Source organism: Burkholderia sp. 9120, from assembly GCF_000745015.1.
Taxonomy (GTDB): Bacteria; Pseudomonadota; Gammaproteobacteria; order Burkholderiales; family Burkholderiaceae; genus Paraburkholderia.
In genome coordinates, this window is record NZ_JQNA01000001.1 from 1,474,801 (window position 1) to 1,499,826 (window position 25,026).

19 protein-coding genes are annotated in these 25,026 nt (G+C 62.4%); 14 read left to right on the forward strand and 5 right to left on the reverse strand.

The annotated features are described in order from the left end of the window. Window positions 1-21: 21 nt before the first annotated feature. Together FA94_RS06610 and purN are read right to left on the reverse strand one after the other, a co-directional pair. Window positions 22-1,281, reverse strand: a complete 1,260-nt coding sequence (locus tag FA94_RS06610) for an RsmB/NOP family class I SAM-dependent RNA methyltransferase (protein WP_035548075.1) — start codon at window positions 1,279-1,281, stop codon at window positions 22-24. Beyond that, window positions 1,278-1,931, reverse strand: coding sequence for a phosphoribosylglycinamide formyltransferase (purN, locus tag FA94_RS06615; RefSeq protein WP_035548078.1), 654 nt, complete (start codon window positions 1,929-1,931; stop codon window positions 1,278-1,280). The genes FA94_RS06610 and purN overlap by 4 nt, the downstream gene beginning before the upstream one ends. 117 nt (window positions 1,932-2,048) lie before the next feature. On the opposite strand from purN, the gene FA94_RS06620 reads away from it, so the two are divergent. The 6 genes from FA94_RS06620 to dut all read left to right on the forward strand — a co-directional run bounded on the left by FA94_RS06620 (window position 2,049) and on the right by dut (window position 9,481). Further along, window positions 2,049-3,044 carry a bifunctional riboflavin kinase/FAD synthetase gene (locus FA94_RS06620; RefSeq protein WP_035548081.1) on the forward strand — a complete coding sequence of 332 codons (996 nt, stop codon included), beginning with the start codon at window positions 2,049-2,051 and terminating at the stop codon, window positions 3,042-3,044. A gap of 168 nt (window positions 3,045-3,212) precedes the next feature. After that, window positions 3,213-6,050 carry an isoleucine--tRNA ligase gene (ileS, locus tag FA94_RS06625; RefSeq protein ID WP_035548084.1) on the forward strand — a complete coding sequence of 946 codons (2,838 nt, stop codon included), beginning with the start codon at window positions 3,213-3,215 and terminating at the stop codon, window positions 6,048-6,050. Beyond that, window positions 6,050-6,559, forward strand: a complete 510-nt coding sequence (gene lspA, locus FA94_RS06630; RefSeq protein ID WP_035548088.1) for a signal peptidase II — start codon at window positions 6,050-6,052, stop codon at window positions 6,557-6,559. Before ileS ends, lspA begins: the two co-directional genes overlap by 1 nt. 125 nt (window positions 6,560-6,684) lie before the next feature. Then, the gene (gene coaBC, locus FA94_RS06635) at window positions 6,685-7,899 is read left to right on the forward strand and encodes a bifunctional phosphopantothenoylcysteine decarboxylase/phosphopantothenate--cysteine ligase CoaBC (RefSeq protein WP_035548091.1); all 1,215 of its coding nucleotides are present in this window, start codon (window positions 6,685-6,687) and stop codon (window positions 7,897-7,899) included. Between the two features lie 86 nt (window positions 7,900-7,985). Next, complete coding sequence (locus FA94_RS06640) at window positions 7,986-8,990, forward strand: LLM class flavin-dependent oxidoreductase (protein ID WP_035548093.1); 1,005 nt, start codon at window positions 7,986-7,988, stop codon at window positions 8,988-8,990. Window positions 8,991-9,034: 44 nt separating this feature from the next. Beyond that, a complete protein-coding gene (gene dut, locus FA94_RS06645) occupies window positions 9,035-9,481 on the forward strand; it encodes a dUTP diphosphatase (RefSeq protein WP_035548097.1) in 447 nt (148 codons plus the stop codon). A 111-nt stretch (window positions 9,482-9,592) separates the two neighbouring features. Here the strand turns inward: dut and clpA are convergent, their stop codons facing one another. Both clpA and clpS read right to left on the reverse strand, forming a co-directional pair. Beyond that, window positions 9,593-11,890 carry an ATP-dependent Clp protease ATP-binding subunit ClpA gene (gene clpA / locus FA94_RS06650; RefSeq protein WP_035548100.1) on the reverse strand — a complete coding sequence of 766 codons (2,298 nt, stop codon included), beginning with the start codon at window positions 11,888-11,890 and terminating at the stop codon, window positions 9,593-9,595. Further along, a complete protein-coding gene (gene clpS, locus FA94_RS06655; RefSeq protein WP_012434130.1) occupies window positions 11,887-12,201 on the reverse strand; it encodes an ATP-dependent Clp protease adapter ClpS in 315 nt (104 codons plus the stop codon). Before clpS ends, clpA begins: the two co-directional genes overlap by 4 nt. Before the next feature lie 548 nt (window positions 12,202-12,749). On the opposite strand from clpS, the gene FA94_RS06660 reads away from it, so the two are divergent. Continuing rightward, window positions 12,750-12,956, forward strand: coding sequence for a cold-shock protein (locus FA94_RS06660; protein WP_007180614.1), 207 nt, complete (start codon window positions 12,750-12,752; stop codon window positions 12,954-12,956). Between the two features lie 194 nt (window positions 12,957-13,150). Then, window positions 13,151-16,246, forward strand: a complete 3,096-nt coding sequence (locus FA94_RS06665; RefSeq protein WP_197070181.1) for a family 78 glycoside hydrolase catalytic domain — start codon at window positions 13,151-13,153, stop codon at window positions 16,244-16,246. 150 nt (window positions 16,247-16,396) lie between these two features. On the opposite strand, the gene icd is transcribed toward FA94_RS06665, so the two are convergent. Beyond that, window positions 16,397-17,653, reverse strand: coding sequence for an NADP-dependent isocitrate dehydrogenase (gene icd / locus FA94_RS06670; RefSeq protein ID WP_035548103.1), 1,257 nt, complete (start codon window positions 17,651-17,653; stop codon window positions 16,397-16,399). A 369-nt stretch (window positions 17,654-18,022) separates the two neighbouring features. Between icd and FA94_RS06675 the strand changes: the two genes are divergently transcribed. The 6 genes from FA94_RS06675 to FA94_RS06700 all read left to right on the forward strand — a co-directional run bounded on the left by FA94_RS06675 (window position 18,023) and on the right by FA94_RS06700 (window position 24,996). Further along, a complete protein-coding gene (locus tag FA94_RS06675) occupies window positions 18,023-18,592 on the forward strand; it encodes a pseudouridine synthase (RefSeq protein WP_035548105.1) in 570 nt (189 codons plus the stop codon). Window positions 18,593-19,036: 444 nt separating this feature from the next. Further along, complete coding sequence (locus tag FA94_RS37855) at window positions 19,037-19,231, forward strand: hypothetical protein (protein WP_081935744.1); 195 nt, start codon at window positions 19,037-19,039, stop codon at window positions 19,229-19,231. A 142-nt stretch (window positions 19,232-19,373) separates the two neighbouring features. Continuing rightward, the gene (locus FA94_RS06685; RefSeq protein ID WP_035548112.1) at window positions 19,374-19,880 is read left to right on the forward strand and encodes a DUF192 domain-containing protein; all 507 of its coding nucleotides are present in this window, start codon (window positions 19,374-19,376) and stop codon (window positions 19,878-19,880) included. Window positions 19,881-20,223: 343 nt separating this feature from the next. After that, entirely contained in the window at window positions 20,224-22,329 is a 2,106-nt protein-coding gene (gene fusA, locus FA94_RS06690) for an elongation factor G (RefSeq protein WP_035548114.1), read from the forward strand. A 221-nt stretch (window positions 22,330-22,550) separates the two neighbouring features. Next, complete coding sequence (locus tag FA94_RS06695; protein ID WP_035548116.1) at window positions 22,551-23,066, forward strand: cupin domain-containing protein; 516 nt, start codon at window positions 22,551-22,553, stop codon at window positions 23,064-23,066. A 265-nt stretch (window positions 23,067-23,331) separates the two neighbouring features. Beyond that, window positions 23,332-24,996 (forward strand): ABC transporter substrate-binding protein, encoded by a 1,665-nt coding sequence (locus tag FA94_RS06700; protein WP_035548119.1) that lies wholly within the window; start codon window positions 23,332-23,334, stop codon window positions 24,994-24,996. The last annotated feature ends 30 nt before the right edge of the window (window positions 24,997-25,026 follow it).

The window sequence follows — 25,026 nt, forward strand, 5'->3', positions numbered from 1 at the left end:
CAAAAAAGCCTGTCGTGTTGCTTAGCTCTGGCGTTCCAGCACGGCGGCGAAGAAGCCGTCGGTTGCATGGCGGTGCGGCCACAGCGACAGGTAGTCGCCCATTTCCAGTTCGATACGCTGCTCGGCCAGCACGTCGCGTGCGGGCACCAGTACGAAGTCCTGATGGTCGGCGAGGAACTGCTGCACGACCGCTTCGTTTTCCGCTTCCAGAATCGAGCAGGTCGCGTAGACGAGGCGGCCGCCCTTCTTCACCAGACGCGAGGCGCTCGCCAGAATCGACAATTGCTTCGGCGCCAGTTCGGCGACCGATTCCGGCGACTGGCGCCACTTCAGGTCCGGGTTACGGCGCAGCGTACCCAGCCCGCTGCACGGCGCGTCGACGAGCACGCGGTCGATCTTGCCGGCCAGACGCTTGATCTTGGCGTCGTGTTCGCTATCGATCAGCACCGGATTCACGTTCGATAACCCGCTGCGCGCGAGGCGCGGCTTGAGCTTGGCGAGACGACGCTCCGAGATGTCGAAGGCGTACAAACGGCCGGTGGAGCGCATCGCCGCGCCCAGCGCCAGCGTCTTGCCGCCCGCGCCCGCGCAGAAGTCGACGATCATCTCGCCGCGCTTGGGCGCGACCAGCGAGCACAGCAACTGGCTGCCTTCGTCCTGCACTTCGACCCAGCCGTGCTGGAACGCGTCGAGCTTGGTGAGCGGCGGCTTGCCGACCACCCGCACGCCGAACGGCGCGAACGGCGTTTCACCGCCCTCGATACCGGCCTTCGACAGCGCGTTCAGCACGTCTTCGCGGCTCGCCTTGATCGGGTTCGCGCGCAGATCCAGCGGCGCCGGGTAGTTCAGCGCGGCGGCCAGTTGCGCCAGTTCGGCGGGCTCGAAACGCTTGGCCAGCGCCTGATAGATCCAGTCGGGCAGGTTCAGGCGAATGCGCAGCGGCAAGCTCTGCGGGTCGATCTTCGACACGTGTTCGAGCCAGCTCAACTCCTGCTCCGTCACGAACGGCTTGAGCGCGTTACGCCCCGCCGTCTGCATCAGGCCGAGCAGCGCCATACGTCGGGCCGGGCTGCCGGCGCCGCTTTCGGCCAGATGGGCGAATTCCATCCGGCGGCGCAGCACCGCGAACACCGCTTCCGCGATCACGCCGCGCTCGCCGTGCCCGAGCTTCGGATGGGCGCGGAAAAAGCGGCTGGTCGTGGCATCGGCCGGGCCGGTGAGTTTCAGGACTTCAGCCAGCAAAGTCTCAGTTTGTCCAATCAAAAAACCATGTAATCTCATGCGCCCTCTCCGGCGGTGTGACCGGCAAAGAGCCATTGCGGCTCTGACGGCGTAAGCGTGACGCGCAGGCCATCTAGAGCAAGACGCCCTTCGACGAACCAGCGCACCGCGCGTGGATAAATAATGTGTTCGATCGCCAGCACGCGTTCGGCGAGCATGGCGGGGGTATCGCCGTTTTCCACGGGAACCGCCGCCTGCGCGACGATCGGCCCGTGATCCAGTTGCGACGTAACAAAATGCACCGACGCGCCGTGTAGCCGTACGCCCGCATCCAGTGCCTGTTGATGGGTTTTCAGGCCCGGAAAGCTCGGCAGCAGCGACGGGTGCACGTTCAGCATGCGCCCGGCGTAACGGTCGACGAAACCGGCCGTCAGCACGCGCATGAAGCCGGCGAGCACCACGAGATCGGGCGCGAAGCCGTCGATCTGCTGGGCCAGCGCCGCGTCGAAGCGGTCGCGGTCGGGATACTGGCGGTGGTCGACCACCGCCGTGGCAATACCGTGCGACGCCGCGAACGCAAGGCCCGCGGCGTCAGGACGGTTGGCAATCACGGCGGCGACTTGCGCCGGCCAAACCTCGTCCGAGCAGGCTCGAACGATGGCTTCCATGTTGCTTCCCCGCCCCGAAATCAGGATGACGAGTTTTTTCATCCGCGGATTTTATCATTCGGGGGACCCTGAAACCGCGACGCGCCGCCGTCTCACGCGCCGAGCGTTTATAATCGTTTGTTTTGCGGCACCCCGCCCGCCCTATTCCAACGCGCTATCGTGAGAGTCTTCCGCGGTCTTCCCAATGCTGAAAGCCGTGCGCCCTGCGCACTGACCATCGGCAACTTCGACGGTGTCCACCGCGGCCATCAGGCTCTGCTCGCGCACGTGCGCGCAGCGGCCGACGCGCGCGGCCTGCCCGTCTGCGTGATGACCTTCGAGCCGCACCCGCGCGAGTTCTTCAATCCCGCCGGCGCGCCGCCGCGTATCGCCATGCTGCGCGACAAGCTCGAGGCGCTGCGCACCAACGGCGTCGATCGCGTGGTGGTCGAGCATTTCAACCACACGTTCGCAAGCCAGTCGCCGGATACGTTCGTCGAACGGATCATCGTCAACGGCCTGCACGCGCGTTGGGTCATGATCGGCGACGACTTCCGCTACGGCGCCAAACGCGCGGGCGATTTCGCGTCGCTCAAGGCCGCGGGCCAGCAATACGGTTTCGAAGTCGAGCAGATGGCTACCGTCGCCGATCCGTCCGGCGCGCGCATTTCCAGCTCGGGCGTACGCGCCGCGCTGGTGGCGGGCGACCTCGATTCGGCACGGGCCGCGCTGGGCCGCGATTATCTGATCAGCGGCCACGTCGTGCACGGCATGAAGCTCGGCCGCGATCTCGGTTTCCCCACGTTGAATCTGCCGATCGCTCACAAGCGGCCGGCGCTCGCGGGCATTTTCGTGGTGCGCGTGCACGGCGTGGCGGACGAGCCGCTGCCGGGCGTCGCGAGCCTCGGGCTGCGCCCCACCGTCGACGATTCCGGCCGCGTGCTGCTCGAAGTGCATCTGCTCGACTGGCACGGCGACGCGTATGGCAAACTCGTGCGCGTCGAATTCCTGAAGAAGCTGCGTGACGAGGAAAAGTACGTCGACCTCGAAACGCTGACCGCCGCGATCGCGCGCGACGTCGCCAACGCCCGCGCCTGGTTCGCGGCTGTCGGCGCCGGCACGCCGGGCAGTCGGTCCACCGGCTTCGCCACCTCGGCCACCGACCGAATTAGATAGCCGCCGTGGTCCATGCGCGCATGCCGTACGCCGCCTGGACCCTCGCCGCGCGCATCGAAGGGCGTCCGTGGATCACGCGACATGCCTGCCGGGCGCGCCCCACGCCCACGCGCAGCGTGCGCATTCCGCGCCCCGCTGTGCACAGAACGAATTCACCGCGACGACATCATGAGCAACAAGAAAGCCGATTCGAAACCGCAGTCACGCTATCCCGTGAACCTGCTCGACACGCCGTTCCCGATGCGCGGCGACCTGCCCAAGCGCGAGCCGCAATGGGTCAAGGAATGGCAGGAAGGCAAGATCTACGAAAAGATCCGCGCCGCCAGCAAGGGCCGCAAGAAGTTCATCCTGCACGACGGGCCGCCGTATGCGAACGGCGACATCCACCTCGGTCACGCGGTGAACAAGATCCTGAAGGACATGATCGTCAAGGCGCGCAATCTGGCGGGCTTCGACGCGGTCTACGTGCCGGGCTGGGACTGCCACGGCATGCCGATCGAAATCCAGATCGAAAAGCAGTTCGGCAAATCGCTGCCGGCCGCGGAAGTGATGCAGAAGGCGCGCGCCTACGCGACCGAACAGATCGAGAAGCAGAAGGTCGGCTTCCGTCGTCTGGGCGTGCTCGGCGACTGGGACAATCCGTACAAGACCATGAACTTCACGAACGAAGCCGGCGAAATCCGCGCGCTCGCGAAGATCCTGGAAAAAGGCTACGTGTTCCGCGGTCTGAAGCCGGTCAACTGGTGTTTCGACTGCGGCTCGGCGCTGGCTGAAGCGGAAGTCGAATACGCGGACAAGAACGATCCGACCATCGACGTGCTGTTCAGCTTCGCCGAACCGGAAAAGACCGCGCACGCGTTCGGCCTGAACGCACTGCCGCGCGAAGAAGGCGGCATCGTGATCTGGACCACCACGCCGTGGACCATCCCCGCCAACCAGGCGCTGAACCTGCATCCGGAAATCGTCTACGCGCTGGTGGATACGCCGCGCGGTCTGCTGATCCTCGCGGAAGAGCGCGTTGAAGCGTGCCTGAAGCAATACGGCCTGGAAGGCACGATCGTCGCCACCGCGCCGGGCGCGAAGCTCGTCAACCTGCGCTTCAATCACCCGCTCGCGGCCGCGCATCCGGCTTACAAGCGCACCGCGCCGGTCTATCTCGGCGACTACGTGACGACCGAAACCGGTACGGGTGTCGTGCACTCGTCGCCGGCCTACGGCGTGGAAGACTTCGTGTCGTGCAAGGCGCACGGCATGGCCGATTCCGACATCATCAGCCCGGTGATGGGCGACGGCCGTTACATCGAATCGCTCGCGCTGTTCGGCGGCCTGTCGATCTGGGCGGCGAATCCGCAGATCGTCGAGGCGCTGCAAACGGCCGGCTCGCTGATGCGCACCGAGCGCTACACGCACAGCTACATGCACTGCTGGCGCCACAAGACGCCGATCATCTACCGCGCGACCTCGCAATGGTTCGCCGGCATGGACGTGAAGCCGAACGACAGCGACAGAACGCTGCGTGAGACCGCGCTGGAAGGCATCGAAAACACCGCGTTCTATCCGGCGTGGGGCAAGCAGCGTCTGTTCAGCATGATCGCCAACCGCCCGGACTGGACGCTGTCGCGTCAACGCCAATGGGGCGTGCCGATGGCGTTCTTCGTGCACAAGGAAACCGGCGAGCTGCATCCGCGCACGGTGGAACTGCTCGAAGAAGTCGCGCAACGCGTTGAGAAGGCCGGGATCGAAGCGTGGCAAACGCTCGACCCGCGCGAACTGCTCGGCGACGAAGCCAACCTGTACGAAAAGAACCGCGACACGCTGGACGTCTGGTTCGATTCGGGCACCACGCACTGGCATGTGCTGCGCGGCTCGCATAAAGACGAACTGCAATTTCCGGCCGATCTGTATCTGGAAGGCTCGGATCAACACCGCGGCTGGTTCCACTCGTCGCTGCTGACCGCCTCGATGCTCGACGGCCGTCCGCCGTACAACGCGCTGCTGACCCACGGCTTCACCGTCGACGGCGAAGGCCGCAAGATGAGCAAGTCGCTCGGCAACGGGATCGACCCGCATGAAGTGGCGAACCGTCTGGGCGCGGAAATCATCCGCTTGTGGATCGCGTCGACCGATTACTCGGGCGAACTGGCGATCTCGGAAGAAATCCTGAAGCGCGTCACGGAAAGCTATCGCCGGATCCGCAACACGCTGCGCTTCCTGCTCGCGAACCTGTCGGACTTCGACTTCGCGCAGCACGCGCGTCCAGTTGAAGACTGGCTCGAGATCGATCGCTACGCGGTCGCGCTGTCGGCGAACCTGCAGAACGACATCCTCACGCACTACGACAAGTACGAGTTTCATCCGGTGGTCGCCAAGCTGCAGACGTTCTGCTCGGAAGACCTCGGCGGCTTCTACCTCGACGTGCTGAAGGACCGCCTGTACACCACGGCGGCGGATTCGGTCGCGCGCCGTTCGGCACAGACCGCGCTGTATCACATCGCGCACGGTCTGCTGCGTCTGATGGCGCCGTTCATGTCCTTCACCGCCGAAGAAGCGTGGAAGGTGTTCCAGCCGAATAGCGAAACCATCTTCACCGAGACGTATCACGCGTTCCCGGCCGTGCCGCAAGCGGGCGAACTGCTCGACAAGTGGACGCTGCTGCGCGCGGCGCGCGGCGACGTGACGAAGGCGCTGGAAGAAGCGCGCGGCGCGAACCTGATCGGTTCGTCGCTGCAGGCGGAAGTCGAAATCCGCGCGAGCGGCGCGCGTTACGACGTGCTCGCGAGCCTCGGCGAAGACCTGAAGTTCGTGCTGATCACGTCGGCGGCGAATGTCGTGAAGGTCGCGAGCGAAGCGGAAGAAGGCGTCGAAGTGATCGCGTCGAAGTATCTGAAATGCGAGCGCTGCTGGCACTACCGCGAAGACGTCGGCGCGCACGCCGATCACCCCACGCTGTGCGGCCGCTGCTTCAGCAATCTGTTCGGCGACGGTGAATCGAGGAGCGCGGCATAATGGCACGAACCCTGTCCAAAGCATCGAGCGGCCATAGTTCGCTGGCGCCCTGGCTGGGCGTCGCGCTGATCGTGATTCTGTTCGATCAGTTGACGAAGATCGCGATCCAAAAGGTGTTCGCGTACGGTGTCCCGCATGAGATCACGCCGTTTTTCAACCTGATCCTCGTGTACAACCGCGGCGCGGCGTTCAGCTTCCTCGCCATGGCCGGCGGCTGGCAGCGTTGGGCCTTCACCGCGCTCGGCGTGATCGCGGCGCTCGTGATCTGCTATCTGCTCAAGCGCCACGGCGGGCAGAAAATGTTCTGCACGGCGCTCTCGCTGATTCTCGGCGGCGCGCTCGGCAATGTGATCGACCGGCTCGCGTACGGTCACGTGATCGACTTCCTCGATTTTCACGTGCGCACGTGGCACTGGCCGGCGTTCAATCTCGCCGACAGCGCGATTACCGTCGGCGCGATCCTGCTGGTGCTCGACGAGTTGCGGCGCGTCCGCGGCGCGTCACGCTAACGCCGCAGACGCCGGCGCCCGGGTTCGTCTGAATCCGCGCGCCGGGGTCCGGTTCGAAAGACGCGGCGGCCCGGGGTGCAACGCCCCACCGCGCCGCCCGCCACCACGCTTTGTCGGAGGCTTCGTTGGCAACCGCAGAACTCGCAGGAAAACACCTCGTCCTCGGCATGACGGGCGGCATCGCCTGCTACAAGATCGCCGAACTCACGCGTCTGCTGACCAAGGCCGGCGCGACCGTGCAGGTCGTCATGACCGAAGCGGCCACGCAGTTCATCACTCCCGTCACCATGCAGGCGCTCTCGGGCCGTCCGGTCTACACGAGCCAGTGGGATGCGCGCATGGCGAACAACATGGCGCACATCGATCTGTCGCGTGAAGCGGATGCGATCGTGATCGCGCCCGCCTCCACCGACTTCCTCGCCAAGCTCGCCCACGGCATGGCCGACGACCTGCTGTCCACGCTGTGCGTGGCGCGCGACTGTCCGCTGCTGGTCGTGCCGGCCATGAACCGGCAGATGTGGCAGAACCCGGCCACGCAGCGCAACGTCACGCAACTGCGCGAGGACGGCGTTCAGGTGCTCGGCCCCGACTCCGGCCCGCAGGCTTGCGGCGAAATCGGCGACGGGCGCATGCTCGAAGCGGCCGCCACGTATGAGGCGATCGCGTCGTTTTTCTCGCCCAAGATTCTGGCCGGCCGGCGCGTGTTGCTGACCGCCGGACCGACCTTCGAACCGCTCGATCCGGTGCGCGGCATCACCAACCGGTCGAGCGGCAAGATGGGTTTCGCGCTGGCGCGCGCCGCGCAACAGGCCGGCGCCGAGGTGCATCTGGTGGCCGGCCCGGTTGCGCTGGAAACGCCGTGGGGCGTGTTCCGCGAAGACGTGCAGACCGCGCAGCAAATGCACGATGCGGTGATGCGCTCGGTCGCGAATGCCGACATCTTTATCGGCGTGGCCGCCGTGGCCGACTGGCGCGCCGATCACGCCAGCGAGCACAAGATCAAGAAGACCGCCGAGCGCACGCTACCCACCTTCACGTTCGTCGAGAATCCGGACATTCTGGCCACGGTCGCGCAACTGCCGCATCCGCCGTTCGCGGTCGGCTTCGCGGCGGAGAGCGGCGATCTCGAAGTGCATGGCGAAGAAAAGCGCGCACGCAAGAAGGTGCCGCTGCTGATCGGCAATCTCGGGCCGCTGACTTTCGGCCTCGACGACAACGAAGTGATCCTGTTCGAAGCCAGCGGCGCCACGAAGCTGCCGCGCGCCGACAAGCAGACGCTCGCGCGCACGCTGATCGCGGAGATCGCGAAGCGCTTGCCCGATTCAAGTCTGATTCGCTGAACGCCGCTCGCGTTTGACCTCACGGCAAGTTCGCCGTCACGAGGTCAAAACGCGCAGCGACGTGACTCATCTGGAGCCGTGCCGACATGACGCTACTATCCGTGCTCGATCAAACGCCCGTGATCGCCGGGCACTCGGTGGCGGATGCGATCGCCGCCACCGTGGAACTTGCGCAACTCGCCGACGACCTCGGCTACACGCGCTACTGGTGCGCCGAACACCATGGCCTGCGCGGCGTATCGAATCCTTGCCCGGAAGTGCTGCTGGCGCGCCTCGGCAGTGTGACGAAACGCATTCGCCTCGGCTCAGGCGGCGTGATGCTGCCTTACTACAGTCCGTTCAAAGTCGCCGAGCAATTCATGATGCTCGAGGCGCTGTTTCCGAATCGCATCGACCTCGGCGTAGGACGTGCGCCGGGCGGCGACATGCGCACCGCGCAAGCGGTCGCGGCCGGCGACTACAACCGCGGCGATATTTTTCCGCAGCAGGTCGCGGATCTGGTCGGGCTGATGCACGGCACGCTGCCCGACGATCACGTCGCACATGGCGTGCTACTGCAACCGCAAATCGATACGCGCCCGCAACTGTGGATGCTCGGATCGAGCGAATTCGGCGGCTTGCTGGCCGCGCAACTCGGCATTCGTTTCGCGTTCGCGCATTTCATCAACGCGCATTTCGGGCATCAGGTGGCGCAGGCTTATCGCGAGCGTTTCAAGGCCAGTCAGGAAGCGCAACAGGCTTATCTCGCCGCCGCGGTTTTTGTGATCTGTGCGGACACCGAACAGGAAGCGGCCGATCTGGAGAAAGCCGTCGATCTGCGCCGCGTGCAAATGGCGTACGGCCTGAACGAACCCATTCCGTCGATCGAACAAGGCATCGCGCAGGAGTACGGCGAGCGCGAGCAACTGGTGATCGCGCGGGAACGGCCGCGTAGCATTGTCGGTACGCCGGAGATCGTCACTGAACGCCTGCATGCGCTGCAGGAGCAGTTCCAGGCCGATGAGCTGATCGTGCTGACCGTGGCGGGCAGCTATCGCGCCCGCCTGCGCTCTTATGAACTCCTTGCCGATGCGTTCCAACTGGCGCATTGAGGTCTAACCTCTACTTTCCACCCTCTTCAACCTTTCCAACCCGCATGAAACTCGACCTCAAGATTCTCGATGCGCGCATGCGCGACCAACTCCCGGCCTACGCCACCACCGGCAGCGCCGGCCTCGATCTGCGTGCGTGCCTCGACGAACCGCTGACGCTCGAGCCCGGCCAGACGGCGCTGGTGCCGACCGGGCTGGCGATTCACGTCGGTGATCCGGGTTATGCGGCGTTGATCTTGCCGCGCTCGGGGTTGGGACATAAGCACGGCATCGTGCTGGGCAATCTGGTCGGCCTGATCGATTCGGATTACCAAGGTCAGTTGATGATCTCGACGTGGAATCGCGGCGAGACCACCTTCGTGCTTAATCCGATGGAGCGCCTCGCACAACTCGTGATCGTGCCGGTCGTACAAGCCGAGTTCAATATCGTCGACGACTTCGAGACGAGCGATCGCGGTGCGGGCGGGTTCGGTAGCACGGGCAAGCATTGAGCGCGTAGTCGCCAACCGGCACCGAAGCCGGAGCGCACATAAAAAAACGGCGCGGGTTAAAAAACCGCGCCGTTTTTTTGCCTGGCTTAGCCGTGTAGTAACGCCTGAAACTTACTCGACTTCGACCGCTTCCGGATTCGGATTGCGCGGCGCCGGATGCTCGTCGAAGGTCAACTGCACCTTGTCTTCCGCATCGACGTCGACCGATACGCGGCCGCCGTTCATCAGCTTGCCGAACAGCAACTCGTCGGCCAGCGCACGACGGATCGTGTCCTGGATCAGACGCTGCATCGGCCGTGCGCCCATCAACGGATCGAAACCGTGCTTGGCGAGATGCGCGCGCAACGCGTCGGTGAAGAGTGCGTCGACCTTCTTCTCGTGCAACTGATCTTCCAACTGCATCAGGAACTTGTCGACCACACGCATGATGATTTCTTCATCGAGCGAACGGAAGCTGATCGTTGCGTCCAGACGGTTACGGAACTCCGGCGTGAACATGCGCTTGATGTCGACCATCTCGTCGCCGGTTTCCCGACGATTCGTGAAACCGATCACCGACTTGCCCATTGCCTCGGCGCCCGCGTTCGTCGTCATGATGATGATGACGTTGCGGAAATCCGCCTTGCGGCCGTTGTTGTCCGTCAGCGTGCCGTGATCCATGACCTGCAGCAGCACGTTGTAGATGTCCGGATGCGCCTTCTCGATTTCGTCGAGCAGCAGCACGCAATGCGGCTTCTTCGTGACGGCTTCGGTCAGCAGACCGCCCTGGTCGAAACCGACATAGCCCGGCGGCGCGCCGATCAAACGGCTGACCGCATGCCGCTCCATGTATTCCGACATGTCGAAGCGGATCAGTTCGATACCCAGCGTGAACGCCAACTGCTTCGCCACCTCCGTCTTGCCGACACCCGTGGGGCCGGAGAACAGGAATGCGCCGATCGGCTTGTCCAATTTGCCGAGCCCTGCACGCGCCATCTTGATCGCGGCCGACAGCGCGTCGATAGCCGGGTCTTGCCCGAACACCACGCTCTTCAGATCGCGATCCAGCGTTTGCAGCTTGCTGCGATCGTCTTGCGACACGCTTTGCGGCGGGACGCGGGCGATCTTCGAAATGATCTCTTCGATCTCGTTCTTGCCGATAGTCTTCTTCTGCTTCGACTTTGGCAGGATGCGTTGCGCGGCGCCGGCTTCGTCGATCACGTCGATTGCCTTATCCGGCAAGTGACGATCCGTGATGAAGCGTGCCGACAACTCAGCCGCCGCCGACAGTGCGCCCGACGAATACTTCACGCCGTGGTGCTCTTCGAAACGCGACTTCAGGCCACGCAGAATCGCCACCGTCTGCTCGACGGTTGGCTCGGTCACGTCGACCTTCTGGAAACGACGCGACAGTGCCGCGTCTTTTTCGAAGATGCCGCGATATTCCGTGAACGTGGTCGCGCCGATGCACTTCAGCGTGCCCGACGACAACGCCGGCTTCAGCAGATTCGACGCGTCCAGCGTGCCGCCCGATGCCGCGCCCGCGCCGATCAGCGTATGAATTTCGTCGATGAACAGGATCGCATGCGGACGTTCCTTCAATTCCTTGAGGACCGTCTTCAGACGCTGTTCGAAGTCGCCACGATATTTGGTGCCGGCCAGCAGCGCGCCCATGTCGAGCGAGTACACCTGAGCATCCGCTAGGATGTCGGGCACTTCGCCGCGCGTAATTCGCCACGCCAGACCTTCGGCGATCGCGGTCTTACCGACCCCCGCCTCACCGACCAGTAGCGGATTATTCTTGCGCCGGCGACACAGCACCTGCACCACACGCTCGACTTCCGACTCGCGTCCGATCAGCGGATCGATGCGGCCGTCTTTCGCCATCTGGTTCAGGTTCTGCGTGAACTGCGCGAGCGGCGTTTCCTTCTGCGCGGCGGCTTCGTCGGACTCGGCATTCGCGTCGCTCGCTTTCGCGGCGTCCGTGCTGCTCGTCTTGGCGATGCCGTGCGAGATGAAATTGACCACGTCCAGACGCGTCACGCCCTGCTGTTGCAGGTAGTACACCGCGTGCGAATCCTTCTCGCCGAAGATCGCGACCAGCACATTCGCGCCGGTCACTTCCTTCTTGCCATTCGAGGTGGACTGCACATGCATGATGGCGCGCTGGATCACACGCTGGAAACCCAGCGTGGGCTGCGTGTCGACGTCGTCCGTGCCAGGCACGGTCGGCGTGTTGTCATGTATGAAGTTGCGCAGGTTCTGGCGCAGATCCTCGATATTGGCCGCGCATGCACGCAACACCTCCGCCGCTGTCGGATTGTCCAACAGTGCCAGCAAAAGATGTTCGACCGTTATGAACTCGTGCCGCGCCTGGCGTGCTTCCATGAACGCCATGTGCAGGCTGACTTCCAGTTCCTGGGCAATCATGCTTCCTCCATCACACACTGCAGCGGATGCCCGGCCTGCCGTGCGTGGGTAACGACTTGCTCGACTTTGGTCGACGCGATGTCCCGCGTATAGACCCCACAAACTCCCCTGCCCTCGCGATGCACCTTCAACATTACCTGTGTTGCGGTTTCACGATCTTTATTGAAGTATTCCTGCACGACCATCACGACAAATTCCATTGGCGTGAAGTCGTCATTCAGCAGCACCACTTTGTACATGGACGGCGGCTTGAGTTTCTTCTCCTGCCGCTCCAGTACGGTGCCGTCCTGCTTGTCCGGGATAATCGCCATACACCCATTCTAAACAACTAGGACAGGCCCGCAATCCTGTCAAAACCCGGCCGACCGGCCGGTGAGCCCGTTCGCTACCGCCTGATGAGTAACTACCCGCCATGCGTGCGCCATTCGACGAGCCGTTTGCGGAGCCGGCCCCCTATCCTGATGCATCGCGGCCTTGCTGCACCGCAGTCGGATCGAGTATCGCACAACCTGCCGGAGCTGGCTGGAAGGCTCGCCCCGTGCCAATCGGCGGCAGGCGACCCGCAGAACAGCATGTGAGTCGATTATGCGACTTTTCAAGACAGCCCGCTTGCGCAACCGCACATAACGAAAGCGGGAAAAACCCTGGAAAGCGCCTGTTTGCAACGCCTCAGCTAGCGTCTCAAAATTTTCTTGACACCCGAATAAAGAGCCTCAACAATCAAGCTGGCACTTTTTTCACTGAGCCATAAATCGAAAAAATGCCGATGGTGAGCTTGTGAGGAGGGAGCGGCTGCTCGCGCGGTCGTCGAGCTTTTCGAGGGCTCGTGGTAGTGACATGAGTTACAGGGGAAGTTGGAATGGCAACTGGTACGGTCAAATGGTTCAATGACGCAAAAGGTTTCGGATTCATCACGCCTGATGAAGGTGGTGAGGATCTGTTTGCACACTTCTCGGCCATCCAGATGAATGGGTTCAAAACCCTCAAGGAAGGCCAAAAGGTGACCTTCGAGGTCGTGCAAGGCCCGAAAGGCAAACAGGCATCGAACATCCAGGCACCCGCCTGATACGGTTCGTTACCCGTCCTTTGAGACCCGGCTACGTGCCGGGTTTCTTTTTTTGGGGGCGTCACATCGCTGCGGCTCGCGATTATTTTTAAATGCGGCACGTCAGACAGTTAAGTCCGCATGCCGGAATCGATGCCGAGATGGCCTGCTAACATCTTGAACTTCCCATTTCCGCGTGTTCGGCGACTCCCCGGGTGGCCGAGACCCAAGCCTTAACGCACATGACAATTCGAGGCCTCTTTTCCGTCTTTGCTTCGGCGTCGATTCTTTGGTGCTGCGCAGTGGCGCCAGCTAACGCCAAGACCGTCAGCATCGAGAGCGTGTCCACCGAAAACAAGCCCACTCCGCTTGGCATCGACGCCATGACGCCGAGATTCAGTTGGGTCATCGCGGCAAACGAGCGCAACCAGAAACAGACCGCTTATCAGATTCGCGTCGCTGGAAGTCCGGAAAAACTGCGCACACCTGACATCTGGGATAGCGGCAAGGTCGCCGGAGATCAGTCGCAGTTCGTTCCGTATCAAGGTGCCGCACTACGTTCACGGAGCCGGTATTTCTGGATGGTCCGCGTGTGGGACGCTCACGGCCATCCTTCCGCCTGGAGCAAACCGTCCTGGTGGGAAACGGGCTTGCTGAACGACACCGATTGGCACGCCCAGTGGATTGGCCGCGGCGGTAACGTGCCCTTGCCGCCGGACATTATCAAAGCGCAACTGCCCGCCATATCGTCCGCATTCAAGGCGGGCGAGGTGCAGGGACAAAGTTTCACGACCGACCACGCCATCGCGTCAGTCAGCGCAGAGGTGCCGACTTTCGGCACCAAAGACTCCGGCTTTACGCTATCGCTGTACAGGAACGGCCCTGGTGGCGAATTGCTGGCCAGACAGCGCATTACGAACCATCTCGATAACGACTGGGCGACGTTGAAGCTCAGCAAGCCGCTGCCAGCGGGCAAGTACTATCTGGAGCAATCCGATCTCGTCGGCAAGGCTGGGTGGTACACCTATCCCGACTGCAAATATGCGTATGGCATGGGCTACGCCGGGAAGACGGTAATCCCGGGCGATCGCAAGACAAAATGGGAAATCAGCGGTGAACGGGGACGCGACGGTCTGACATCCCAGTTGCGTCATGAGTTTTCCGCCACTAAGACTATCGCGCAAGCCAGGTTGTATATCACCGCGCTCGGCTTGTATCGCGTACAGATCAACGGTCAACCCGCCAGTGCCGATTACTTCGCGCCGGGCTGGACCGACTACCGGAAGCGGATTCAGTACCAGACTTACGACGTCACCAAACTGGTCCACCCAGGCAACAACGCCATCGCGGTCGATCTCGGCCCTGGCTGGTATGCCGGGAACGTCGGCTCGCTGGGTCCGAACCAATATGGCCAGTTGCCTTACCTGCGCGCGCAACTCGAATTGCGTTACGCGGACGGCACCACCGCTCAGATCGATACCGACGGCAGTTGGAAAAGCACGCTCGGCCCCATCATCAGCTCCGATCTGATCATGGGTGAGCAATACGACGCCCGCCTGGCTACGCCGGGCTGGACTTTGCCGAACTTCGACGACAAAGCGTGGCAGCCGGTGCTGATCGGCCCGATCGTCAAAGCCGCCCTCGTCGCCCAGGTCGATCCGCCCGTGCGCGTCGATCGTGACATCAGGCCAGTCAAGGTCACGCGGATCAAGCCGGACACCTACGTCTACGATCTGGGCCAGAACATGGTGGGGGTCGTGAAGCTGCGTGTCCGTGGCAAAGCCGGACAGGTCATCACCCTGCGGCACGCGGAAGTGCTGAACAAGGACGGCACGCTATACACCGACAACCTCCGCACCGCAAAGGCTACGGATCAATACATCATGAGCGGCAAGGGAACGGAAACCTTCGAACCGGTCTTTACGTTCCATGGCTTCCGCTATGTCGAGGTCAGCGGATCGAGCATCCGGCCGGTGATCGTCGGGCGCGTCTTACACACGGCCATGCCGTTGACGGGGTCGTTCAACACCAACGTGCCCATGCTGAACCAGTTGCAGCAGAACATTCTGTGGAGCCAGCGCGGCGATTTTCTGTCGGTGCCCATGGACACCCCCGCGCGCGACGAGCGGCTGGGTTGGACCGGCGACATCGCCGCGTTCGCGGGCACGGCCTCCTACAACATGCGCACGCTCTCCTTCCTCGCAAAGTGGCTGACCGATCTGCGTGACACGCAGGCGCCCAGCGGCGCGTTTGCCAATATCGCACCCACGCTGCAGGGAATTGGCGTCGCTGACGCCGGTTGGGGCGACGCAGGCGTCTCCGTGCCGTGGACCCTGTACCGGCGCTATGGCGACGTGCATGTACTTCAGCAGAACTTTGATTCGATGGATCGTTGGCTGTCGTACCTTGAAAAAAACAGCCAGGCGTATCTGCGCCCGGACAGCGGGTACGGCGACTGGTTGAATGTGAACGACGAGACACCCAAAGACCTGATTGCGACCGCCTTCTTCGCGGACAGCGCCGGCACACTGGCCAACGCCGCCCGCGTGCTCAACAAAGACCCGCGCCGCTATGACGAGCTCCGCGCAAATATTCGCAATGCATTCGACCATGCCTATGTGTTACCCAACGGCAGATTGAAGGCCGACACGCAAACGGCTTACGCCCTTGCGCTGACCATGGATCTCCTGCCCACCGCGTTGCGTAAACCCGCTGCGGATCGTCTGGTCCAGTTGATCAAGGACAAGGGCTGGCACCTGTCCACAGGGTTCCTGGGTACGCCCCGGCTGCTGCCCGCGCTAACGGAAACCGGTCACACGGATGTGGCCTACCGCTTACTGATGCAAACGACTTTCCCGTCCTGGGGCTATCAGATAGGCAAAGGCGCGACGACCATGTGGGAACGCTGGGACGGCATCCGGCCGGACGGCAGCTTTGAAGACAAGGCGATGAATTCGTTCAACCACTACGCCTATGGTTCGGTCGGTGACTGGATGTATCAGAACGTCGCGGGGATCCGCCCGAGCGCGCCCGGTTATCAGCGATTCGTCGTCAAACCGGTGCCGGGCGGCAACGTGCATTCGGTCGATGCGCGTTATCTGTCGGGTTACGGACCGATTGCGGTGCGCTGGAACAGCGGCGCCGACGGATTAAAACTTGCGGTGAGCGTCCCCGTGAACACGAGCGCCGAAATCTGGGTGCAAAACAGGGGCAGGAAAGTGCAAAGCGACGGCGCCCGTTTTGTCCGCAACGAACCGGGATTCTCAATTTATAAGGCTGGCTCAGGGCATTACAGTTTCAACGTTCGTTGAGCGGAGCGAGGGTGCGCCGATGCGCACGACCGACCTTCGCCCGTCGCCTTAACGCTCCATCCGCGCTAAAAAACAAAAACCCCGACGGCACATCGTGCCCATCGGGGTTTGCCGGATCGCCGCGGAACGCGCGAGGCGCTCCCGCCGCGCTTACATATTCTCGATCAACACCTGACCGAAACCCGAACACGACACCTGCGTCGCGCCTTCCATCAAGCGCGCGAAGTCGTAGGTGACGCGTTTTTGCAGAATGGATTTTTCCATCGACTTGATGATCAGTTCCGCCGCCTCGAACCAGCCGAGGTGACGCAGCATCATTTCCGCCGAGAGAATTTCCGAACCCGGATTCACGTAGTCCTTACCCGCGTACTTCGGCGCGGTGCCGTGCGTCGCTTCGAACATCGCGACCGAATCCGACATATTCGCGCCCGGCGCGATACCGATCCCGCCGACTTGCGCGGCCAGCGCATCCGACACGTAGTCGCCGTTCAGGTTCAGCGTGGCGATCACGTCGTATTCGGCCGGACGCAACAGGATCTGCTGCAGGAACGCATCCGCGATCACGTCTTTAACGACGATATCGCTACCTGTTTTCGGATTCTTGATCTTCATCCACGGGCCGCCGTCGATCAGTTCCGCGGCGAACTCTTTCTGCGCGAGGCCATAACCGTAGTCGCGGAACGCGCCTTCGGTGAACTTCATGATGTTGCCCTTGTGCACCAGCGTGACCGAGCGGCGATCGTTGTCGAGCGCGTACTGGATCGCCTTGCGCACGAGGCGCTCGGTGCCTTCGCGCGACACCGGCTTGATACCGATCCCCGACGTGTTCGGGAAGCGGATCTTCTTCACGCCCATCTCTTCCTGCAGGAACTTGATGACCTTCTTCGCCTGCTCCGACTCGGCGGCCCACTCGATACCGGCGTAAATGTCTTCCGAGTTCTCGCGGAAGATCACCATGTTGGTTTTTTCAGGCTCACGCACCGGCGAAGGCACGCCCTTGAAATACTGCACCGGCCGCAGACACACATACAGATCCAGCTCCTGGCGCAACGCGACGTTCAGCGAACGGATGCCGCCGCCGACCGGCGTGGTGAGCGGTCCCTTGATCGACACGACGTATTCCTTCAGCACCTGCAGCGTTTCTTCCGGCAGCCACACGTCGGGACCGTACACCTTGGTCGACTTCTCGCCGGCATAGATTTCCATCCAGTGGATTTTCTTCTTGCCTGCGTACGCTTTTTCTACCGCGGCATCCACTACCTTGATCATGACCGGCGTGATGTCGAGACCCGTGCCGTCGCCTTCGATAAACGGAATGATCGGCTGGTCGGAAACGTTGAGCGAGAAATCGGCGTTGACGGTGATTTTGTCACCGTCGGTGGGGACCTTGATGTGCTGATACGGCATGATCGGACTCCAGTGAAGGCTAGGCTGAAAGCTGATGGGAGACTGCGAAACTGGGCGCTTCCTCGCTACGCGCAATGCCGGACGCCTGCAAGCGGCCTGGCCGTTATTCTAGCCCACGCGGCCGGCGCAACACGGCCGCCGCGGCTCGGGGTTTTCCAACATGGCGGCACGTCGGCCGCACGTTCGCGGCATGCTCATCCGCGAAGCATAGGTCTTATGTCTTATATAAGACAAGAGGCTTATCGGCGCGCATTATGCATTATCATCCCGCCATTGACTATCCGGCCAAACGCCCTGCCAGGCTTAAGCGGCACGGCCCGCCGCCACTCGCGCCGCGCGACTCGGCGCGACTTTTACCCTGCCCTCTCCATGCGTCTGCTCGCTCTGAACAAACCGTTCGGCACCATCTGCCAGTTTTCCCCTCACGAGACGCGCGCGTCGCTGGCCGACTGGGTCAAGGTGCCGGGCGTCTATCCGGCGGGCCGGCTCGATTCCGATAGCGAAGGTCTGCTGCTCCTCACCGACGATGGCACATTGCAGGCACGCATCGCCGAACCGCGTCACAAGCTCGTCAAACGTTATTGGGCGCAGGTGGAAGGCGCGGTGGACCCCGCCGCGTTGAAGAAACTCGCGTGCGGTGTCGACCTCGGCGACTACGTGACGCAGCCCTGCCGCGCCGACTACGTGGAACCGACCGACACACTGTGGACCCGCACGCCGCCGATCCGCTATCGCGCCGCGATCCCCACCACGTGGATCGAGTTGTCGATCACTGAAGGCAAGAACCGCCAGGTGCGCCGCATGACGGCCGCGGTCGGATTCCCGACACTGCGTCTCGTACGCGTGGGCATCGGCGCGCTCGACATTCTTTCACTCGGACTCCAACCGGGGCAAAGCGTCGAATTGCCGCTGAAGGCGCCCTGGGAAGGTATCGCCTGACATATCGATCCGCGCAGCGACGCCGCGCACCGAACCTGACTCGCGCGCTGTGGATAAGCGGACTAACTCGTTGTATCCGCAAACAAATAATCGCGTGAAACCGTCATTAAAAAAGCGTGAAACAAGTAGGCGCGCGACACCCTCGCACTAATCCATTTGCTTCAGCTCAAGGGCATATAAATTTTTCAGAAAAATTACGTCAACCGCGTTGTCAGCTCACGCGTTATTCGACGCAGATGCCGCCCGAAGCTATCCGGCATTCAGCCTTAAGGGCCTTTGCACAAGCCGCTCACGCGGTCGACGCGGGGAGTCTGAGCGCTAAACAGACGTGTCGAAAAATTTGTTCGATGCGCTGTCAACCGAAAGGTGGATGGCACGTTTACCGACATGACTCTTACATAACCGGGTCATTTGGTTAATTAACTAAAGCTGAGGATTCTCAAAATGAACAAACTGATCGCCGCTCTGGTCGCTGGCCTTTTCGCAACGGCAGCATTCGCACAAGCATCGGCACCGGTCGCAGCAGCGTCGGCACCGGCAGCAGCTTCGTCGGCAAAGAAGACCACGAAGAAGGCAGCACACAAGAAGTCGCACAAGAAGGCAGCTGCAGCAGCAGCAGCTTCGGGCGCTTCGGAATAAGTTTGTAAAAACGCAGTCAAGAACTAGCTTCATTGCCGTTCTTACGGCGTTGAAAGGCAGATCACCGCAAGGCGATCTGCCTTTTTGTTTTTGACGCGCTCGCGTAACATTCGCGGGTTAATTTCCAGCAAGGAGTCATGCCGTGCGATTTCCCATGCGCTCGTTGATTGCGCGCTTCGCCGTTGCCGTTGCACTGCCGCTCGCCGCGCTCTCGTTCGCCGCCAGCACCGCCGCCCCTGCTCACGCGCAGGACATGCCGCCCGGTGCCAGGCAGCCTAGCGAATTTCCGCGCGCCAAGCTGACCGCCGGCATGTTCGTGATCGACGCGGCAGTCGCCTCGACCGACGCGGACCGTGAGCAAGGTCTGATGTATCGCACGACCCTCGCGCCAAACGAAGGCATGCTGTTCGTCTTCAACGAACGGGCCGTGCATTGCTTCTGGATGAAGAACACGTTGATTCCGTTGTCGATCGCCTTCATGCGCGCCGACGGCACGGTCACCGACATCGACGAAATGCAGGCCGAGACCACCGACAATCATTGCCCGAAGAACAACGGCATGTACGCGTTGGAAATGAGCAAAGGCTGGTTCACGTCGAAGGGCATCAAACCGGGGATGAAGATCCAGGGTTTGCCGGCCGCGCAATAAGCCACGAGGTCGATCACATCGATCACATCGATTACCTCGATCGCGGCGGTTAGCGTCGCCGGTCGAAACCACCGCTTCATCCCGCCGCTTTTGACAAAGCCGGTGCCCGCAAAACAGGCGCCGGCTTTTTTATTGGCCACGTGTCCCCATATCGTAGCCACGCGTGCGGACGGCAACCGCCGGAACCCCGCCGGCAGGCCGTTGACCCGCCTGGCAAGATTCCTGCAAAAGCCGGGCCGACGCGCTATCCTAGTAATCTTAGTAAAGCAGCACCCAGCTTGCCGGGTAGCACAAGACGGCCACCCGGCAAGTGTTTCTGGCGCGCCATTCCAAGGAGGTTCACGTGCCCCGCAAGACTCCCATCGAGCGCTACCGGAATATCGGCATCAGCGCTCACATCGACGCCGGCAAAACCACCACCACTGAACGCATCCTGTTCTACACAGGCGTGACCCACAAGATCGGCGAGGTTCACGACGGTGCGGCAACGATGGACTGGATGGAACAGGAGCAGGAGCGCGGCATCACCATCACGTCGGCGGCCACCACCGCTTTCTGGAAGGGCATGGCCGGCAACTACCCCGAACATCGGATCAACATCATCGACACGCCGGGACACGTCGACTTCACGATTGAAGTCGAGCGTTCCATGCGTGTGCTCGACGGCGCCTGCATGGTGTACGACTCGGTCGGCGGCGTGCAGCCGCAATCGGAAACCGTGTGGCGTCAGGCGAACAAGTACAAGGTGCCGCGCATTGCGTTCGTCAACAAGATGGACCGTGTCGGCGCGGACTTCTTCCGCGTGCAGCGGCAGATCGGCGATCGTCTGAAGGGCGTCGCGGTGCCGCTCCAGATTCCGGTCGGCGCGGAAGATCACTTCCAGGGCGTGGTCGATCTCGTCAAGATGAAGGCGATCTACTGGGAAGAAGAAAACCAGGGCATCAAGTTCGAGTACCGCGATATCCCCGCGGAACTCGCGGACACCGCGAAGGAATGGCACGACAAGATGGTCGAGGCCGCGGCGGAGGCGAACGAGGAACTGCTCGAGAAATACCTCGGCGGCGAGACGCTGACCGAAGAGGAAATCAAGCACGGCATTCGCACCCGCTGTATCGCCAATGAAATCGTGCCGATGCTGTGCGGCAGCGCGTTCAAGAACAAGGGCGTGCAGGCCATGCTCGACGCGGTGATCGACTATCTGCCGTCGCCGGTCGACGTGCCCGCCATCAAGGGCCACGACGAGTACGACAAGGAAATCGAGCGCCATCCGACCGACACCGATCCGTTCTCGGCGCTCGCCTTCAAGATCATGACCGACCCGTTCGTCGGCCAGCTGATTTTCTTCCGCGTCTATTCCGGCGTGGTGAATTCGGGCGACACGGTCTACAACGCGATCAAGGAAAAGAAGGAACGCCTTGGCCGGATCCTGCAGATGCACGCCAACGAGCGCAAGGAAATCAAAGAGGTTTACGCGGGCGACATCGCCGCGGCCGTCGGCCTGAAGGAAGCGACCACGGGCGACACGTTGTGCGATCCGAACAACGTGATCATTCTTGAAAAGATGATCTTCCCGGAACCGGTGATCTCGCAGGCCGTCGAGCCGAAGACCAAGGTCGACCAGGAAAAGATGGGCATTGCGCTGAACCGTCTGGCGCAGGAAGACCCGTCGTTCCGCGTGCAGACTGACGAAGAATCCGGCCAGACGATCATCTCCGGGATGGGCGAGCTGCACCTGGAAATTCTGGTCGACCGGATGAAGCGCGAGTTCGGCGTGGAAGCCACGGTCGGCAAGCCGCAGGTCGCGTATCGTGAAACGGTGCGCAACAAGGTCGAAGACGTCGAAGGCAAGTTCGTCAAGCAGTCGGGCGGTCGCGGTCAGTACGGCCACGCGGTGGTGACGCTCGAACCGGCGGCGCAGGGCAAGGGCTACGAATTCGTCGACGCGATCAAGGGCGGCGTGATTCCGCGCGAGTACATTCCGGCGGTGGACAAGGGCATTCAGGAAACGCTGAAGGCCGGCGTGCTGGCGGGCTATCCGGTGGTCGACGTGAAGGTGACGCTGACCTTCGGTTCGTACCACGACGTCGACTCGAACGAAAACGCATTCCGTATGGCCGGTTCGATGGCCTTCAAGGAAGCCATGCGTAAAGCCAAACCGGTGTTGCTCGAACCGATGATGGCCGTCGAAGTGGAAACGCCGGAAGACTTCATGGGCAACGTGATGGGCGACCTGTCGAGCCGTCGCGGTCTGGTGCAAGGCATGGAAGACATCGCCGGTGGCGGCGGCAAGCTGGTGCGCGCCGAAGTGCCGCTCGCGGAGATGTTCGGCTACTCCACGTCGCTGCGCTCGGCCACGCAAGGTCGCGCCACCTACACGATGGAGTTCAAGCACTACGCCGAAACGCCGAACAACGTCGCCGAAGCGGTGATCAACGCGAAGCACAAGTAAGCGTTGCGGTAGCAGGCACGCGTCGTGCGCCATAAGCTCCGTCACGCGCAAGCGGGCGGCTCATAGGCTCACGACTCGAACAAGCCCGTCCCATGTGGACGGGCTTTTTTCATTCAACGGACGCACGTTCACCCGCCGGTTTCCGAACGTTTGCGAACGTGCAAAAATGCAGGACGGCACCATGCCGATCGGCGGGACCGACGCCCACGAGGAGACACATCATGAGCCAGGATCACGAACATCCGCATTACAAGGCCGAGCAACCGGCGGAGCCGGTCGATTGGCGCGAGCACGGCGTGAAGGTCATCAAGGGCGATCAGCTCGACAGCAATACCGCCCAGACGCCGGGCATGAATCGCGCGGCCGCGATCAACGCCGCGCGGGTCGGCGCGCAGAAAATCTGGGCCGGCACGGTGACGATTCATCCGAATGCGAAGACCGGCGCGCATCATCACGGCGCGCTCGAAAGCGTGATCTACGTGGTGCGCGGCCAGGCGCGCATGCGGTGGGGCGAACACCTCGAGTTCACCGCCGAAGCCGGTCCCGGCGACTTCATCTTCGTGCCGCCGTACGTGCCGCATCAGGAGATCAACGCGAGCACCGACGACCCGCTCGAATGCGTGCTGGTGCGCAGCGACAACGAGGCCGTGGTGGTCAATCTGAACATCGACGCGGTGGAAGCACCGGAAACGGTTTTCTGGGTCGATCCGATTCACAAGCATCCACACGATCATTGACTCGCGACCGCCGTCGCGAGGCGGCTTCGCAGAACGTTGTGATGGCGATACACAGCGGCCCTTTTATCCGCCGATCCGCAACCCGGCAGCGCGGCAAGCGCGCCGGATCGCAGAGCAATCGCTTACACTGAAGCCGTTTTACGCAGCTTTTCGCTACCCCGCGTACGCCGCTGCGCTTTTTTCACCGCCCTAACGTCGCCGCTCGCGCGCGCGTCTCGTGCGGTCCTTCAGAACCGGCAGCAGAAACGGACTGGACACTCCTTCGATGAAGACTCCCGCGGACCGATTCCCCGACCTCGACGCAGCCCGCCTCACCGCCGACGCGTACGGCCACCACGCCCTCGACGAATTCGTCGCCGGTCGCCTGACGCGCCGCGAACTGCTGCGCTATGCGAGCGTGATCGGTTTGTCGCTGGTGGGCGGTGGCGTGCTGAACGCGCCGCGTGCCCGCGCCCAGGGCAATGCGGCCGCGTCCAATCAGACGATCCGTGTGGCCCACCTGACGCCCGCGGGCGCGGTCGATCCGCTCACCGTCACGGACGCCGCGAGCCTCGCGCTGCTGAACCAGACCGGTGAATTCCTGATCGACGACGACGGCGAAAAACTCGTGCTGAAGCCGGCGCTCGCGTTGTCGTGGAAGCCGAACGACAAGGGCGACGTGTGGACCTTCAAGCTGCGCCCCAACGTCAAATTCCACGACGGCCAGGTGTTTGGCGCCAAAGACGTGGTCGCCACCTTCGACCGCCTCGCCGATCCGGCGAGCGGCTCGGCGGCGCTCTCGGTGCTCAAGGGCGTGCTGTCGAAAGGCGGCGCGAAAGTGGTCGACGACCACACGGTCGCGTTTCATCTGGACGCGCCGAACGGCAACTTTCCGTACTACGTTTCCTCGGACAATTACAACGCCGTGATCCTGCCCGCCAATTACGCGGGCGGTTATGAAAAGAGCTTCATCGGCACGGGTCCGTTCAAGCTCGAAAAGTATCAGGCCAAGGTCGGTGCGTCGTTCGTGCGCAACCCGGATTACTGGGGCGAAAAAGCGTTACCGCAACGCGTACAGTTCTCCTTCTACGCCGACGAACAGGCACAGTTGCTCGCACTGCAAGGCCATCAGGCGGACGTGATGGGCACCTTCACCGTGCAGGGCGGCGCCAGCATTCTGAACAATCCGGAGTACAAGGCCGTCGGCGTGAAGTCGAGCGCGCACCGGCAGATTCACATGCGCAACGACAGTCCGCTGTTCAAGGACAAACGTGTGCGCCAGGCGCTGGCGTTGTCGCTCGATCGCGACGTGCTGGTGCGCGGGCTCTTCAAGGGTCGCGCGCAACTCGGCAACGATAGTCCCTTCGCGCCGGTGTTTCCGTCGTCGGACGCGGGCATTCCGCAACGCAAGCTCGACGTCGCGAAAGCGAAGCAACTGCTCGCGCAGGCCGGCGTGCCGAACGGCTTCGACGTGACGCTGACCACCGAGAAGTACATGGAGATTCCCGATCTCGCGGTCGTCGTGCAGAACGCGGCGAAAGCGATCGGCGTGCGCATCAACCTGAAGGTCGAGAGCCAGTCGCTGTATTACGGCGCCGGCACGCCGGGCAAATCGGACTGGCTCGACTCGCCGCTCGGCATCACCGACTACGGTCATCGCGGCGTGCCGAACGTGTTCCTGAATGCGCCGCTCACCAGCACCGGCACATGGAACGCCGCCCACTTCAAGAACCCGCAATACGATCAACTGGTTGCGCAATTCGTCGCCGCGGTCGATCTCGGCACGCAGAGGAAAATCTCCGGGCAGATCCAGACGCTGTTGCTCGACGAGACGCCCGTCATCATTCCGTTCTTCTACGATCAATTGATCGCGATGCGTAAGGGCGTGAACGGCGTGCGCTTCACCGCGCTCGCGCAACTCTATTTCGACCGCGCGGTGTTGAGCGCGTAAGCGCCGGCGCGTCTTCGGCAGGAGCTCACG

Excerpts from the sequence above, each read along its gene's own strand:
- FA94_RS06610 (WP_035548075.1), bottom strand. The coding sequence starts at position 1,281 with ATGAGATTACATGGTTTTTTGATTGGACAAACTGAGACTTTGCTGGCT.
- purN (WP_035548078.1), bottom strand. The coding sequence starts at position 1,931 with ATGAAAAAACTCGTCATCCTGATTTCGGGGCGGGGAAGCAACATGGAA.
- ileS (WP_035548084.1), top strand. The coding sequence starts at position 3,213 with ATGAGCAACAAGAAAGCCGATTCGAAACCGCAGTCACGCTATCCCGTG.
- lspA (WP_035548088.1), top strand. The coding sequence starts at position 6,050 with ATGGCACGAACCCTGTCCAAAGCATCGAGCGGCCATAGTTCGCTGGCG.
- FA94_RS06640 (WP_035548093.1), top strand. The coding sequence starts at position 7,986 with ATGACGCTACTATCCGTGCTCGATCAAACGCCCGTGATCGCCGGGCAC.
- dut (WP_035548097.1), top strand. The coding sequence starts at position 9,035 with ATGAAACTCGACCTCAAGATTCTCGATGCGCGCATGCGCGACCAACTC.
- clpA (WP_035548100.1), bottom strand. The coding sequence starts at position 11,890 with ATGATTGCCCAGGAACTGGAAGTCAGCCTGCACATGGCGTTCATGGAA.
- clpS (WP_012434130.1), bottom strand. The coding sequence starts at position 12,201 with ATGGCGATTATCCCGGACAAGCAGGACGGCACCGTACTGGAGCGGCAG.
- FA94_RS06660 (WP_007180614.1), top strand. The coding sequence starts at position 12,750 with ATGGCAACTGGTACGGTCAAATGGTTCAATGACGCAAAAGGTTTCGGA.
- icd (WP_035548103.1), bottom strand. The coding sequence starts at position 17,653 with ATGCCGTATCAGCACATCAAGGTCCCCACCGACGGTGACAAAATCACC.
- FA94_RS06675 (WP_035548105.1), top strand. The coding sequence starts at position 18,023 with ATGCGTCTGCTCGCTCTGAACAAACCGTTCGGCACCATCTGCCAGTTT.
- FA94_RS37855 (WP_081935744.1), top strand. The coding sequence starts at position 19,037 with ATGAACAAACTGATCGCCGCTCTGGTCGCTGGCCTTTTCGCAACGGCA.
- FA94_RS06695 (WP_035548116.1), top strand. The coding sequence starts at position 22,551 with ATGAGCCAGGATCACGAACATCCGCATTACAAGGCCGAGCAACCGGCG.
- FA94_RS06700 (WP_035548119.1), top strand. The coding sequence starts at position 23,332 with ATGAAGACTCCCGCGGACCGATTCCCCGACCTCGACGCAGCCCGCCTC.